14 protein-coding genes are annotated in these 15,664 nt (G+C 43.1%); 6 read left to right on the forward strand and 8 right to left on the reverse strand.

Translation table 11 applies throughout. From position 1 onward, the window contains the following. On the forward strand, positions 1-551 hold a 551-nt coding region (locus ACOVQQ_RS08275), incomplete at its 5' end, for a lysophospholipid acyltransferase family protein (protein ID WP_421817783.1). A 400-nt stretch (positions 552-951) separates the two neighbouring features. On the opposite strand, the gene ACOVQQ_RS08280 is transcribed toward ACOVQQ_RS08275, so the two are convergent. The 4 genes from ACOVQQ_RS08280 to recA form a co-directional block, all read right to left on the reverse strand. Further along, a complete protein-coding gene (locus ACOVQQ_RS08280) occupies positions 952-2,625 on the reverse strand; it encodes a hypothetical protein (protein WP_421817784.1) in 1,674 nt (557 codons plus the stop codon). Then, on the reverse strand, positions 2,622-3,167 hold the full coding sequence (locus ACOVQQ_RS08285; protein WP_421817785.1) for an RNA polymerase sigma factor: 546 nt from the start codon (positions 3,165-3,167) through the stop codon (positions 2,622-2,624). The genes ACOVQQ_RS08280 and ACOVQQ_RS08285 overlap by 4 nt, the downstream gene beginning before the upstream one ends. A 16-nt stretch (positions 3,168-3,183) precedes the next feature. Further along, positions 3,184-3,606, reverse strand: coding sequence for a hypothetical protein (locus ACOVQQ_RS08290; protein ID WP_421817786.1), 423 nt, complete (start codon positions 3,604-3,606; stop codon positions 3,184-3,186). 91 nt (positions 3,607-3,697) lie between these two features. Further along, on the reverse strand, positions 3,698-4,699 hold the full coding sequence (gene recA / locus ACOVQQ_RS08295; RefSeq protein WP_094485248.1) for a recombinase RecA: 1,002 nt from the start codon (positions 4,697-4,699) through the stop codon (positions 3,698-3,700). A gap of 192 nt (positions 4,700-4,891) precedes the next feature. Between recA and ACOVQQ_RS08300 the strand changes: the two genes are divergently transcribed. From ACOVQQ_RS08300 to ACOVQQ_RS08310, 3 genes are read left to right on the forward strand one after another with little or no spacing between them, the layout of a single operon-like run. Next, on the forward strand, positions 4,892-5,626 hold the full coding sequence (locus tag ACOVQQ_RS08300; RefSeq protein WP_421817787.1) for a lysophospholipid acyltransferase family protein: 735 nt from the start codon (positions 4,892-4,894) through the stop codon (positions 5,624-5,626). 13 nt (positions 5,627-5,639) lie between these two features. Further along, a complete protein-coding gene (locus ACOVQQ_RS08305) occupies positions 5,640-6,629 on the forward strand; it encodes an acyl-ACP desaturase (RefSeq protein ID WP_421817788.1) in 990 nt (329 codons plus the stop codon). Further along, positions 6,629-7,282, forward strand: coding sequence for an HD domain-containing protein (locus ACOVQQ_RS08310; protein ID WP_421817789.1), 654 nt, complete (start codon positions 6,629-6,631; stop codon positions 7,280-7,282). The genes ACOVQQ_RS08305 and ACOVQQ_RS08310 overlap by 1 nt, the downstream gene beginning before the upstream one ends. Here ACOVQQ_RS08310 and ACOVQQ_RS08315 read toward each other — a convergent pair. From ACOVQQ_RS08315 to ACOVQQ_RS08330, 4 genes are all read right to left on the reverse strand, one after another. Further along, positions 7,279-7,671 carry a DoxX family protein gene (locus ACOVQQ_RS08315; RefSeq protein ID WP_094485244.1) on the reverse strand — a complete coding sequence of 131 codons (393 nt, stop codon included), beginning with the start codon at positions 7,669-7,671 and terminating at the stop codon, positions 7,279-7,281. The two genes, ACOVQQ_RS08310 and ACOVQQ_RS08315, sit on opposite strands and share 4 nt — an antisense overlap. A 2-nt stretch (positions 7,672-7,673) precedes the next feature. After that, entirely contained in the window at positions 7,674-8,822 is a 1,149-nt protein-coding gene (locus ACOVQQ_RS08320; RefSeq protein ID WP_421817790.1) for an ATP-binding protein, read from the reverse strand. A 201-nt stretch (positions 8,823-9,023) separates the two neighbouring features. After that, positions 9,024-11,285 (reverse strand): helix-turn-helix domain-containing protein, encoded by a 2,262-nt coding sequence (locus ACOVQQ_RS08325; protein WP_421817791.1) that lies wholly within the window; start codon positions 11,283-11,285, stop codon positions 9,024-9,026. A 65-nt stretch (positions 11,286-11,350) separates the two neighbouring features. Further along, positions 11,351-11,977, reverse strand: a complete 627-nt coding sequence (locus ACOVQQ_RS08330) for an SCO family protein (RefSeq protein WP_421817794.1) — start codon at positions 11,975-11,977, stop codon at positions 11,351-11,353. A gap of 165 nt (positions 11,978-12,142) precedes the next feature. Between ACOVQQ_RS08330 and ACOVQQ_RS08335 the strand changes: the two genes are divergently transcribed. After that, positions 12,143-14,155: a M13 family metallopeptidase gene (locus ACOVQQ_RS08335; protein WP_421817792.1), complete on the forward strand. Its 2,013-nt coding sequence runs from the start codon at positions 12,143-12,145 to the stop codon at positions 14,153-14,155. Between the two features lie 521 nt (positions 14,156-14,676). After that, positions 14,677-15,102 carry a PH domain-containing protein gene (locus tag ACOVQQ_RS08340; RefSeq protein WP_421817793.1) on the forward strand — a complete coding sequence of 142 codons (426 nt, stop codon included), beginning with the start codon at positions 14,677-14,679 and terminating at the stop codon, positions 15,100-15,102. The last annotated feature ends 562 nt before the right edge of the window (positions 15,103-15,664 follow it).

The following is a 15,664-nucleotide window of genomic DNA, read 5'->3' on the forward strand; positions in this document are numbered from 1 at the left end:
TTTTTCACGAAGCGCCGGAGCCAGGCAAAAGTTATATGTTTATTGCCAACCATACGTCAATGACCGACATAATGCTCATGCTCAGCACAATACGAAGTCCGTTTGTATTTGTCGGAAAGAAAGAATTGGTGAATATTCCGTTGTTCGGATTTTTCTACAAGCGAACCTGCATTTTGGTGGATCGCAGCAGTTCGAAAAGTCGGGGCGAAGTTTTTAAACGCGCTCAAAGCCGATTAAATCAAGGCTTAAGCATTTGTATTTTTCCGGAGGGTGGCGTTCCCGACGACGAGTCGGTTTTGTTGGACGAGTTTAAAGACGGGGCGTTCCGTTTGGCCATTGAGCACCAAATTCCGATTTTACCGCTTACGTTTGCCGACAATAAAAAACGTTTTTCCTACACGTTTTTCTCTGGAAGTCCGGGTGTTATGCGCGTTACCGTTCACCGCGCTTTGCCCACAAATGGCTTAACGCAAGACGATAAGAAGGCGCTCAAAGATCAGTCGTTTCAAATCATCGAAAGTGAGTTAAAACGGTACCAAACCGAGAGTTAGCTTTATTTTTTGGGCGTACCCCTTCCCAAACGTTTTCTGGAAATATTCGTAACGGTCAGGGTCGCGCCGTTCGTTGCAATAGCCGTTCCAACCGCAAACGTTCCGTAGGTTTGAAACGGACTTCCGTTCGGTCGCCGTTTAAAACCACTTCACGTATTTGCGTTTGGTGCCGTCTATTTTCACTGCCGTCGCTTACGCGGCAACCGTTTCCAGACGATACGTGGGTAACTATTTTTCTGCGCTAAGGACGGCAGCGGAAATCCTACCACGAGCGGCGGTTGCCGAGTGGTAGATTAGAGCGTACGGCCTGACCCGTGGGTGGGATTGGCGTGGGACGGGGAGCGCCCAAAAAAAATGCGAATCCGAAGATCCGCATGTATAAATTCGCTTGAAAGTTGTGTTAGAATCGGTAACTGATTCCGGAATACAACGCGATGAAATACGGGCGAAAATTGCCTGCATCGCGGCTAAAAGTATTGATTTGATACTTAAACATTGGCTCAAAATTGAGCTCGAAGTTTTTAAAGAATCGGTACTGGAAGCCCAAACCAATGTTCGAGCTAAAGTGCACGTCGTTTAAGTTTGTAGCCTCTCCTAAACTAGTGCTGAAAGAATCGCTTCGCAACGAAACATTGTTTTCTGCCAAGAACAACGTACTCAAACCACCAATTACATTAATTCCAAATTTAGAATCGAGCACTTTATACGACATTTCCAGCGGTACTTCGAAATAGCCAAACTCTTGGTTCATGAATCCCATGGTTGATTGTTGCATAGCTGCGTCTACAGCCAAAGCGCCAGTATCCATTTGTGAGCGGTTTACAACGGCCACACCTCGAGCTGCGGGCGATACTGTTGTAGTTTCGAAAACTTGTGGTTCTAAGGCAGCTATAAAGGCAACCTCGTTCGTTTCGTAGCCGAGTTGGAATTTGTTTACACCTGTTCGAATCGCGATTCTTTTATTAATCGCGTAGTTAACGTTAATTCCGACCGACATGGAGCGGTCGTATGATTTATCATTACTCGCAAAAGCAGTATGTATGGGCGAGCCATTTGATGCAGAATTGAAATAAATAGGCGCTACATTTGGTGTTATCTGCCATTTTTCTCGTTTAGCCTCGGCTGTTTTCGTTTCGGTTTTTTCAGTCTGCTGCTGTAGTAATTGTTCCAAAGGATTGGTTTCAGGAACAGCAGCGACAGCGTTTTCAGTTGCTGTTTCCGCAGGTTTTTCTACAATTTTGGTGTCTTTATTTGCGTTGTTTGCGCCATTGCTTGTTTCAGGCAAAACGTACACGAGCGGATCTTTGTCGAGCGGTTTTAGTTCCGGTACCGCCGTATTGCTGTTTGAGTTGTTAGCAGCGTTCTTCATTTGACCGTTTACAGCATTTTGTAGCGCAACAGCACTTGAACTTTGTGTTGCGTTAACAGCGTTTTGGCGTAGTTTCTTTGACTTCGGTTTGTTAGTAGCGCCAGCAGCTGCTACGGCATTTTCGTTAGCGCTGTTTTGAATATGTAAGTCGGTATTGCCTGCTTTCTTAATACTACCGTTACGTTTCCCTTTCGTGCCTTGTTTTTCGCTACTAGCTAGGGCATTTTCGGCGGAAGTAGTTGTGCGATTTGAGGTCGAGGCATTTCTTGGTTTTGTTCCTTGGGCGTTTTCAGACGATTTATTTTCAGAATCGGCTGCGGTGGCAACAGCTTCGTTGGAACTTGGAAGGTTGTTCTTTCCGTTTGTCGTATTGTTCTCGTCGTTCGGATTTTGAACGTTCGAATTTTCAGTTTCCGTTGTATTTGGCTTTGCAGCAGGTTTTGCGACCATACCGCTTTCCGATTCCTTGCCAGAAACAGGCATAGATGTGCTCGAATTATTGGTAAACAACACTTGTAAACCAAAAATCATTGGAATTAGGATGGCGGCTGCACCAGCAAGTTTCCACCAGATTGGGATTACACGTCGCTTTTTCTTTTGCAAAAGCGCATGTTCGATATTTTCCCAAACAACTGGGTCAGGAACTTGCTCAAAGTCCTTGAACTTTTCCTGAAATAAACGATCTATGTTCTTTCTCTCTTTCATTGTAATGCTATTGCCGACTTTTTGCCGGTGTGTAAGTCGATTTTTTCTTTAAGGATCATGCGAGCACGAGCCAGGTTAGATTTGGTTGTTCCAGTTGCGATATTCAGCATTTCGCTGATTTCATTGTGCGAATAGCCGTCCAGAACGTATAGGCTAAAGCACAGGCGATATCTTTCGGGAAGTTCTTGAATGATTTTCATCAGGAAATCGAGTGAAACCGAATCGTCGTCGAGATCGATTTCCGTTTCATCAGGTATGTTTTCATTCACAACTTCGAGGTAGCGTTGCCCTCTAAATTTCTGCAACGCATTGTTAATCATGATTCGTTTTGCCCAACCTTCAAACGATCCTTTTCCGGAATATTGTTTTATTTTTTCAAAAATGATTAAAAAACCGTCCTGTAGATTGTCTTGGGCTTCGGCGTAACTCGATGAATATTTCATGCAAACTCCGAAGAACTTCGCTGAAAACAATTGATAGACAGCGGCCTGCGATTTAAGATCGTTTTCTTTACAGCCGGCTATCAATTCGTCGAGATTCACTCCTTAAAGGTGGGTTTTAGTAGTTAACAGGTATAGTTACTTCTTCAAAGATATTGTTTCCTTGGTCATCTTTTCCTTTAAAGAACTTAAATATATAATACTGATATCCAGGCGTGCACTCAAATTGAAACGTTGCGGTTCTCAATTCGGGGACGGCTGTATTACAAACGGCATTGTTGGGCACTTGTGAGGTAATTCCGACTATGCGTGTATCACTAGATTTTTCGTAATAAATACCGCTGTAAATATGGCAATTGGTTGGCATACGGTATTGCAAGGTAATGGTGTAAAGTCCGCCGGTTTCAAAACTAGCGGGAACAGTAAAACCTTCTACAGCTATTATTTCGAAACTGTAATTTGGGGTGTTATCGTCTAAAGAGCAGCTGTTAAAACTCAATGCTATAACAAACGACAGAAGAGCAATTTTCAAAAACTTCATTTTTCTTTTCTTTTCTTTGGTCTTGTTTTAGATGCTAAAAGTACGAAGCGGTTGCGTAAAAAAAATGCCCGCGGTGTGCGGGCAGTAAAATCTATGCGGATTCTTTGATATGCGTTTTAATTTTTTGTTCTAATTCTTCGGATAATTCCGGATTATCTTTGATTAGTGCTTTAACGGCATCTCGTCCTTGTCCTAACTTTGTATCGGCGTAGCTAAACCAAGATCCCGACTTGCGAATGATTTCAAATTCAACAGCTAAGTCTAGAATTTCTCCTGTTTTTGAAACTCCTTCGCCGTACATAATGTCGAACTCGGCAGTTTTAAATGGCGGCGCAACCTTGTTTTTGATCACTTTTACTTTAGTGCGGTTACCGATCACGTTTTCGCCGTCTTTAATTTGTGACGCGCGACGAATGTCTAATCGAACGGAAGCGTAAAATTTCAGGGCATTACCACCGGTTGTCGTTTCTGGGTTACCGAACATAACACCAATTTTTTCGCGTAACTGGTTGATGAAAAATACCGTACAGTTTGTTTTACTGATGGTTCCGGTAAGTTTTCGAAGCGCTTGCGACATCAAACGCGCATGCAAACCCATTTTCGAATCGCCCATCTCGCCTTCAATTTCGCTTTTTGGCGTTAATGCGGCTACAGAGTCGATTACCACGATATCTATGGCACCGGAACGAATTAAGTTTTCGGCAATTTCCAGCGCTTGTTCCCCGTTATCGGGTTGTGAAATGATTAGATTTTCGATATCTACTCCGAGTTTTTCTGCGTAATGACGATCAAAGGCGTGTTCCGCATCGATAAAAGCAGCGATTCCGCCCGCCTTTTGCGCTTCTGCAATAGCGTGTAAAGTTAAAGTTGTCTTACCCGAAGATTCCGGACCGTATATTTCGATAATTCTTCCCTTAGGATATCCATTGACGCCTAGCGCCAAATCGAGACCGAGCGAACCGGATGAAATAACTTCAACTTCCTCAATCGCTTTGTCTCCCATTTTCATTACAGTTCCTTTTCCATAAGTCTTATCTAACTTATCTAAAGTAAGTTGTAATGCTTTCAATTTTGATTCTTTCTCTGTACTCATAAAAAAATGTATTGGCTTTTAATTGCGTAAAAGTAAAGCAAATATCGTTTTTTGATTACGGTTTTTCCGTAAGGTTTTGAGAAATTTTGTATCAAAATGCAGTTGGCTTTTTACCTGGTTTTTAGCTTCTCTTGAGCATTAAATGCCCGCTAATCCTGTCATTTTCCTACTTTTGCACACATTTGAATGTTTATGGAACGCATAATCTCTTATCCGATTACCCTTATTTACTACCTGGTGTTTGGTTTACTGTTGGTAATTTTTCACCCAATTCAATACATCTGTTTAAACGTTTTTGGCTATCAGGCTCATAAAAAAAGTGTAGACTATCTAAACTTCGGATTGTTGTCGGCCACGCGTATACTCGGTACTCGTTATACAATAGAAGGACTTGAAAATGTTCCCAAAGGAGTACCGGTTATTTTTGTTGCGAATCATCAGAGCATGTACGACATCATTACCATTATTTGGTACTTCCGCAAAGCACATCCAAAATTCGTAAGTAAGAAAGAACTCGGAAAAGGAATTCCTTCGGTATCATTTAATTTGCGACACGGCGGCTCGGTACTCATCGATCGAAAAGATCCAAAACAGGCAATCCCGGCCATTCAGAAACTCGGGAAATATATTGAAGCAAATAATCGGGCGGCTGTAATTTTTCCCGAAGGAACGCGAAGCAAAACAGGAGTTCCGAAACCGTTTCAGCAAACCGGACTTAAAATTCTGTTCAAAACAGCTCCTTCAGCCTATGTTGTTCCAATTTCTATTAACAACAGTTGGACAATCGTTAAATTCGGATTCTTTCCCGCAGGCTTGGGAAATCGGCTTACCTTTACAGCTCATAAAGCATTGAAGGTCTCCGATTTCGAAGTCGACGACTTACTTGCAAAAACCGAAGCGGCGGTCGTTTCCGCACTTAAATACTAAACTTAAAATTTATATGTCTATAAAAAACATCCGATTGGAAGTCATGCAGTTTTTGGAACAGAAAATCGATTCCTTCATGGACGAATTTTTGATTCCAATCGACAAGATTTGGCAACCATCCGACTTTCTTCCACAACCTGATTCCGACACTTTTCTGCAAGAAATTGCCGAATTGCGCGAAATAGCAAAAGATTTACCATACGATTTTTGGGTAACACTCGTTGGCGATACCATTACCGAAGAAGCACTACCTACTTACGAATCGTGGTTAATGGAAGTGGAAGGGGTGAACCAACAAGAGCGCAACGGCTGGTCGAAATGGGTACGCCATTGGACTGGAGAAGAAAACCGTCACGGCGATTTATTAAACAAGTATTTGTACCTATCAGGTCGTGTGAACATGCGTGAAGTTGAAGTTACTACGCAACACTTAATTTCCGACGGCTTCGATATTGGAACGGGTCAAGATCCATACAAGAATTTCGTGTACACCTCTTTTCAAGAACTCGCAACTTATATTTCGCACAATCGTGTTGCGCAAATTGCAAAACAGTACGGAGAGAAAAAGTTGTCGAAAATCTGTAAAATTATTGCTGGCGATGAAATGCGTCACCACCACGCGTACAGCGAATTTGTGAATCAGATTTTCAAAGTCGATCCGAGTGAGATGTTGTTGGCGTTCAACTACATGATGAAGCAAAAAATTGTTATGCCGGCACAATTTCTTCGCGAAAGCGGCGAGAAAATATCGTCGGCCTTTTTGAACTTTTCCGATTCAGCACAGCGTATTGGGGTTTATACCGCCAACGATTATGTGGAGATTATGCAGAAGCTGATCGATAAGTGGCAAATCGATAAACTGGCAAACCTTACCGACGAAGCTGAAAAAGCGCGCGATTACTTAATGAAATTGCCTGCACGTATGGCAAAAGTTTCTGAGCGACTCATTATTCCTGCGGAAGCAACGTTGTTTAAATGGGTTGAACCTGCTACAATTGCCTAATGCCCGACTTTATTGAGCAAACGCTGGATTTTGTGCGTGATACGTTGGCGCATGCCGAAGGCGGACACGACATCAACCACATTATACGTGTGTATAAAATTGCGTTGCGACTTGCCGAAGAAGAATCGGCAGACATTACGGTGGTGTCGTTAGCGGCTTTATTGCACGATATTTCAGATGCTAAATTCAACGGCGGCGACGATTCGTTAGGAGCAAAAGTTGGCGCTGAATTTCTATCAAAAATCGGTGCTCCCGAAGCTGTTATAGCACATGTTTGCTTCATTATTGCCAACATGTCGTTTAAAGGCGGTGGCACTTTCGTGGAAACACCTTCGTTGGAATTTCAGATTGTGCAAGACGCCGACCGACTTGATGCCATTGGCGCCATAGGAATTGCACGTACGTTTAATTACGGAGGGTTTAAAAACCGTGCCTTGTACAATCCAGACATTAAACCACGAATGGAATTAACCGCCGAGAATTACCGCAATGAAGAACAGCCAACGATTAATCATTTCTACGAGAAGCTGCTTTTATTGAAAGATCGAATGCACACCAAAACAGCTAAGATTTGGGCGCAGAAACGGCATGATTATATGCTGGAGTTCCTAGATCGCTTCTACGCGGAGTGGGATGGAACGGATTTAGCTTAATGCGCAAACAAATGCACAGCTAGCAGCGTAGGAATGAAATAGATTACAATCGTTTTAGCACCTTCGTAATCTTTAGCCATACGTTGACCTAATAGTAAAAACAGTAAAGTTACCGCTGAGGTTACCGCACCGTAAAATCCGAAACTTTCGCCGCTGTTGGTGAGTAGTTGAATAATTCCGGCAGCTGAGGCAATTCCTGCAATTAATTCCAAGGCTAAAATCAAACCCAACGACATGGGAACCATATCTTTAATGGGTGTTTTTGCAAAATGCGATTTCAGCCAATTAAGATTATCTTTCCAGTACATGAGCTTGTCGTAGCCCGATTGTATAAAAGTGATTGCCAGAAACAACAGCAATAAAAGGCGAACAGGGTTTTGTAATTCCATAACTATTTTGCGTGTATATAACGAGTTAGTTTTATTGATAAATCGGTAAAAATAATTTTTGCGTTGGCGTTTCGTTCGATGTGATACATGGCGTCTTCAATTTCTTGAAAAATACCAACGATATTTCCGCCGTGAACAAAAGGTGCAAACTTCTCTAGTTTAAAATTTCCGTATTCAGGAACAATATACGTCAATGAACCGGCACCGTAATTAGTTAACAACGCTTGTCGGAACATTTCGGCACAAAAACTCAAAAAACGTTTTTGGCGCTCGCGACCAATACCGGCTAAATCTTCACTCCATGAAATCAGACTTTTAATTGCACCCGGATTTCCTTTGGCCGAAAAAGCCGCGCGAACCCAATCGACAAACCATTTTTCAAACTCTAATTCGGCATCGTTCTCTTCTGCCAATAACAACGCCTTGCTCAAGTTTCCTTGCGATCGAGCTGCCAACATTTTCACTTTTGCGGTATCGAGCGTAAGTCGCGCGTTTAAAAAATCGACAACCTGACTTTCGGAAAACGGTCGGAATTCAATTTCCTGACAACGGGAACGTACAGTTGGCAATAATTCGTCGGGATTTTCAACCAATAAAATGATAAATGTGTCGTCTGATGGTTCTTCGAGAATCTTCAACAGCTTATTGGCTGTACTGTTGTTCATAAGTTCGGCTCGCCAAACAATCAATACTTTTTTTCCACCTTCGTACGATTTCATACCGATGACGCGTGCAATCGAATCGGCATCAGTAGCTCGAATCTCTCCCTGCTTACCGTCGCCACCCGCCTGCGTAAACCATTCGGCAAGAGAACCAAACGGACGCTCGTGAAGAAACTGTCGCCATTCCGGATACAGCTCTTCCGAACTCATCGCTTTACTGCCAGCAGTTCCTGAGGGTGTTGGGAAATAAAAGTGCAAATCGGGATGTTGTAAACTAGCCACTTTCGAATTGCAGCTGCTGTTTCCGCCTTCGTTTTCAAAACCCACATTGTTGCACAGCAAGTAGCGCGCATAGGCAAGTGCCATAGGCAAAGTTCCACTGCCTTCGGGGCCGATAAACAGTTGCGTGTGGGCAATGCGGCCGTTTTGCGCACTGTGAACCAGTTGCTTTTTTAAGTGTTCGTGACCGGGAATGGATGAAAATAGCATACGCAAATATAAGTTTTGCAGAAGTATTCCGCACGATGCGCCAGCTGAAATCGGTATTAATTATTTTACACTTTAGCTTAAAATGTATCGATGTAGTTTACATAAAACCCTAAAATCTAAACCGTCAAAAATCAGCAGGCACAACCGCAGTCGGTTTTTGCAGACGACAAGCACGGATATAGTTTTCGTACTCTCGCCTTTTTAGGTAGTTTGTTGCGCCTCTAGGTAACCTTTATAAAGCCTCAGTTCTTCCCAGGAAAACTCGTTATTTGAGGCTTCCCGAAGCGGCGATAATCCAGTACTTGAGTCGTAAGTTTCGAACAAAACGGCAAGTCTTTGTTGCTGATCTTCAGGTAGAAAATCGGAAATGTTGCACTTTCCTTGCGCAATTAGTTTGGAGATATGCGTATAAATAGTGCCGACCGAGAGTTTACGCGCAGCAGCGATGTCTGCAATTGGCATGCCTTCGCTCACCAATAAGAACGTTTCATTCACCGTATCCGGCTTTTGTTTGGCTTTTTTCTTCTGCGGATATTCAACCTCTTCCTCTTCCGCCACGAGCGAAACGGCTTGTAAACGCTCTCTTGCAGCCAGCCAATTTTTACGCGCGAAATCTTTAAACGACTCTCCCAATAAACTCTCTTTGGTCCATTCGGCTTCTTCACCTAAATCGGCATATTGTCTGGCTTTGAAAAGTTTATAAACCGTGTTTAGAAAGACATCCTCTAATTCTACCAAGGCTTGATTTACTTCTTTCGACTTCTTCTGTTTTGAGGTCAGAATCAAGTTGTCGTACAAGCCAATGCTTATCTCTTCCGCGAAAGCGAAAAAATACTGATACGCTTTTCGAACACGTTCTTTGAGAAATAGCTCGTCGACTTTTTCGGCAGCAAGAATACTGTGAATTTGTCGGCGAAATTGCGCTGCGGGCGCTCCCAGTTCCAAGCAACGTTTATACGATTGTTTTGCCCAAACACCGTGCACGGTTTCAGCTGTTTTTACACCCATCGCAAACTGAAATTGAAAGTCGCCCAAGGCTTTTTCCAAAACTGAAAAATCGAAAACGGTTTGCAAAAATTCCAGCAAATACACTTTTCGCGCGTGCTCCAAATGTCCGGCCAATTGCTCGGTTCCGGGTTGAGCAGCCGTGTATGCTTCCACACTTTTATCGTTCTCAATACCGTTAAAATGTAACGGACTTAACAACATAACGCCTTCCAAACTGCGAATGCGCGACAACGCTACATAGGCCTGGCCCGGTTGAAAAACGTCGGCTACGTCTACAACCGCACGATCGAAGGTTAAGCCCTGACTTTTATGAACGGTGATTGCCCACGCCAACTTCAACGGAAAATGCGTAAACGTGCCGATAACCGTTTCTTTGATTTCACGGTTGTCGTTGAGCTCGTATTTCATGTTTTGCCACTCAAAGCGCTCCACATCGATCGTTTCATTGCTGTCGTCGCAAACCACTTTGATTTCCGCACTCGACAAAAAGGTGACTGTTGCCATTTTGCCGTTGAAGTACCTTTTGTTGGGCGCCATATCGTTTTTGATAAACATAACACGTGCACCAACTTTCAAACTCAACACTTCAGGAATGGGATACAAACGATCGGGAAAATCGTCGATGATTTCGGCCCGAAATTGAAATTCTTTACTGGCTATTTCTGCTAATTCCGACTCGTTTACTATATCGGCTTTTCGGTTGTGTGTGGTGAGTAAAATGGCGTTTTTCGCTGCTTTCAAGTTCCTATCGGCAACAACGTGTTTGTTTAAAATCGCTAAATTTTCACTGGTGATTGTATTGTGACGCAGATTATTCAGAATTTCCAGAAACGTAGGATCCGACTGCCGATAAATGTGTTTTAACTCGATATAAACCGGCGTTGATTGCTGCAAACAGCGCGCGTCGAAAAAGAATTTCCCGCCGTAATAATGTTGCATTAAAAGCCATTCCTGATCTTTAATTACAGGAGGTAACTGTAGTAAATCGCCGATGAAAAGTACCTGAACACCACCAAAGGGTGCCTGACTTTTGCGTGTGTGTCGCAAGGCAAAATCGATCGCATCGAGCAAATCGGGTCGCAACATACTCACTTCATCAATTACCAATAATTCGAGTTGAGTGAGCAGTGTTTTTTTTACGCGATTCATCCGAAAATGCTTCCGAATGGTGCTTGGTGTTTCCACTTTTACGTCGGTTCGGTAATGCGTTCGTTCATCGGTCGGTAAAAATAAGGCCGGCGGAATTTGAAACAGCGAATGTATCGTAACGCCGCCCGCATTGAGCGCAGCAATTCCTGTGGGCGCTACAACGACCGCGTGTTTATGCGTGGTTTTAATGAGATGTTTGAGGAGTGTGGTTTTTCCTGTACCGGCTTTTCCAGTCAGGAAAACAGGATACTTCGTTTGATTTACAAAGCGAAGCAAATAACGAGCTTCGGGCGAAAAATCTTCCATTTTGGCGTGTATTAAAAAAGCTAAGATAATTATTTATCTCTGAAGTTCTTCTCTTCCGCCACGAACTACTTCTGCGTAAGCAAAAATTGTATATCCGAAACCAATCGGTCAATATCGGCATCTTTTGTACCGTCGTAAAATCCGCGAATGCGTCGCTCACGATCTACTAAAATTAAGTTTTCGGTGTGCACCATATCGTATAATTCGCTGCTGTTGGCTGTTTTTACGGCCAAATACGATTTACGTGCGAGGTAATAAATGTCTTCTTTTTTTCCTGTTACCAAATGCCACTTGTTGTCGATCACGCCTTTTTCGGTTGCGTATTTCCGTAAAACAGGAACCGAATCGATGTCGGGCATCACCGTGTGCGACAATAACAAAACCTCAGGATTGTCGCGAAACGCCGCTTGTACTTTTCCTAAATTTTTTGTCATAATCGGACAAATCGTAGTACAGGTACAAAAGAAAAAATCGGCAACATAAATTTTACCTTCAAAGTCACGCTGACTGATTTTCTTGCCGTTTTGATTTGTGAACGACCAGTCGGCAATCTTGTGCGCGCGTCCGATGTGCTGTACCGTTGAATCGACCATTTCCGGATTTACATCAGCCGGACTAAACACGGGTAGTCGCTCGCTCGGTTTTAAAAACTGATACGCCGTTGTCAGGAAAACAGCAGCAAAGACCAGCATGCTGATGATAAAAATTCGATAACGCTTCCAGATATTCACCGCGAAATTTTTTGCAAAATTACGTGAAGGCAAGGCCTACTGCCATACGATTTCCGCACTTTTTGACAAACTTAACAGAATGTGAACCCTTGTTTAGATACATTTGTTACTTTATCACAAATTGTTATGAGATATATAGTTGCACTTTTATGTATGAGCAGCCTTGCACTGGCTCAAACTCCGGGAATTAATCTTAATTTGATGGATCGAAACGTAGCTCCTCAACAAGATTTTTTCAGATTTGTTAACGGGAAATGGCTCGACAATACCGAAATCCCAGCCGATAAAACCCGTTGGGGAAGTTTTGACGAATTGCGCCAAAATACCGACAAGGATATGTTGGCAATTATCAACGACGCTTTAGCTTCGAATACGTACGCGGCAGATTCTGATCAAGGAAAAGCCTTGGCGTATTACCGCAGCGTTTTGGATTTAAAAACTCGAAATGCACAAGGATTTAAACCCTTAAAACCTTTTTTCGAGAAAATCGATAAAATCAAATCGGTTGCCGACCTCCAAAACTACTTGCAAGAAATGGAACCGATAGGCGGCGGTGGTTTTTTTGGAATGGGAATTAGTGCCGACGAAAAAGATTCAAATAAAAACACTTTAAAAGTTTATCCAGGTAGTTTGGGATTACCCGATCGCGATTATTACGTTTCGCAAGAAGCCGATTCGAAAGATAAGCGCGAAAAGTATAAAAATCACGTAGCGCGAATGTTGCAAATGGCAGGTGTAAAGAACAGTGAAAAAGCTGCTGCCGACATTCTTGCACTTGAAACCGCCATGGCCGAGTCGCAATTTACACGTGTTGAGCGCCGCGACCGCCGTTTGTCGTATAATCCGATGACCGTTGCCGAATTACAAAATTTGGTGCCTGCTTGGAATTGGAAAGGATATCTGGCAAAAGCAGGTATAAATACCGATAACCTGATTGTTACGCAGGTGAAATTCATGAAAGAGCTCAACAACATTTTACTCGCGAAGAACACCGAAGCATGGAAAGGGTACTTGAAATGGACGCTCATTAACCGTCATTCTGGAAAATTGTCGGAAGCAATTGAAACCGCAAATTGGGAGTTTTACGGTAAAACCTTAACTGGCGCACTTAAAGAACGTCCGCTCGACGAACGCGCGTTGTCAATAGTTAACGGAGCTTTGGGCGAGGCACTCGGAAAACTGTACGTAGAGAAAAAATTTCCGCCGGAAGCAAAAGCAAAAGCGCAGAAAATGATCGCGAATGTGATTAAAGCTTTTGAAAACCGAATCAATAATTTGCCGTGGATGTCGGCCGAAACACGTAAAAGTGCGATCGCAAAGCTCGAGAAGAGCCGCGTAAAAATTGGTTATCCCGACAAATGGAAAGATTATAGCGCTTTGGTGGTAAAATCGCCAGAAAAAGGCGGTACGTATTTCGAAAACAGTTTGGCTTTAGCGCGCTGGCGTTATGCAGAAAATGTAGCCGATTTGCAGAAACCTGTTGATAAAGACCGCTGGGGCATGTCGCCTCAAACGGTAAATGCGTATTACAATCCGTCGTACAACGAAATTGTGTTTCCAGCGGCTATTTTGCAACCGCCGTTCTACGATTACAAGGCCGATGAAGCGGTGAACTACGGCGGAATTGGAGCAGTAATCGGTCACGAAATTTCGCACGGTTTCGACGATTCGGGTGCGCGCTACAATGCCGAAGGAAATTTGGTTGATTGGTGGACACCCGAAGATTTAAAGCAATTTACAGCCTTGACTGGAGCGTTGGCCGATCAGTACAGCAAGTTAGAGCCTATTCCAGGGACGTTTGTCGACGGAAAATTTACTTTAGGTGAAAATATCGGAGATTTAGGTGGTGTTAGCGCGGCGTACGACGGTTTGCAGTTGCATTTGCAGCAAGAAGGTCGCCCGGCAAATATCGATGGTTTTACGCCAGAACAACGGTTTTTCATCTCTTGGGCAACGATTTGGCGTTCGAAAATGCGCGACGAAGCTATGAAAAATATGGTGAAAACCGATCCGCATTCTCCAGGTCAGTACCGCGCTTATGTGCCATTGATGAACGTCGATGCATTTTACAAAGCGTTCGATGTGAAACCCGGAGATGGCATGTATTTAGCGCCTGATCAGCGTGTTAAGATTTGGTAGGGCGCGCCGGCAAAACTATTTAGTGGAAAAAATTACGGTTTTGCCGTCCCGTTTTCCGCTGTAGTCCTCGCCCCAAGGAAACCTTGGGGCTGTGGGCTGCCGCTGCAACCGGTCGCGCAGAAAAACGTCTTTGAACCTGAGTTCGATTAAAAATTTTTGTCAGATCGCTTTAAATCAAAAAATTATGAAATCAAATAGCAATGGAAAGGAGCAGCTTCCACACTAAACAGATAAACGGCTGCCTACTTCGTTAGATTTTTTTGCGATACTACAGTATCCCAATAAAAATCCGCCTGTTATACCAATTGGATCTATAAAACAGCCTAATAAAAAAATGTTTTTAAGCCATAACTGCTTTAAAAAAATTTTCCGTAGCGCAGCTATGCAACATTTTTTTGCATTGTTCTGCCTCAAAAACAACCTTTTTTCTTTAGCCTATTTTACAGTCCCAATTGGTATTTATTCAACCATTTCTCTGTTTTCTGACCGCAATTTTTAAATCGAACTCAGGTTCTGAACCTATGGAATCCAACTACATTTCGTTTAAGTCTCGAAAAGGTTTTATACTTCCGCTCGTTACGGTATTTTTTGCAGCTTGTACCATCACAGCTTTTTATGAAGGAATCGGCTTTTTCAACGTGTTTTTAAGCGGCGGATTTTTCTTGTTCATCTTGCTTTTGACTTTAAAACTCGAATACCGAATTACCGAGAAAGAATTGCAAATCAAGTGTTTGTTTTTGTACAACCTCAAAATCCCAATCGAAAACATACGAGAAGTTCGCCCGAGTCGCGACCTCAGCAGTTCGCCTGCGCTCAGCTTGAATCGTTTGCGCATTCGCTACAATAAATTCGATGATATTTTGATTTCACCACAAAATCAAGATCAGTTTATCGCCGAGCTTCTCGCAAGAAATCCGAATATTTTCTACAATCCGAAAAGAGAGTAAACGCCAGCGGAACGCTTCTGTCCCGATAGCAATCGGGACTATTCCGATAGCTATCGGAACTAACTTCTCTAAAAGACAGGTTTTCTTCTAGATTAATCGAAATCAGTACGCAATTTTACGGTAACGATTTTTGCAGCCCGGATAGAGGCGGCATCCTTTTTTTGGAGCTTCGCGGAATAAAAAGATACAGCCGAAAGCCGGAAATGCTGCCCAAATAAAAAAGAAATTCAGCCTTCGACACACCCAACCCCAGACGATTCGCGGGTTCAGACGGGCAAAACAACACTTTAAGTGGTGAATTCATCGATTCCGATAGCTATCGGGACTAGTTTCCCCTAAAACGATACGTAAAATGGTGGACGTCGCGACGTCTTTCCCGATAGCTATCGGGACTCAAATCTCAATACTGCAAAAATTCCGCTTTGCGACCTTTGCGTAAATCTTCGCGTCCTTTGCGGTTAACCCTTCAATACGCCGCCTTTGACCCGCTCAGGCACCAGCTTTTATAGCGCACAGATAACACCGAAGCTCACAGATTATTTCGGAATGTAGAACTGTTGAG

This window comes from Flavobacterium sp. (genome assembly GCF_049240005.1).
In the GTDB taxonomy this organism is placed as follows: Bacteria; Bacteroidota; Bacteroidia; order Flavobacteriales; family Flavobacteriaceae; genus Flavobacterium.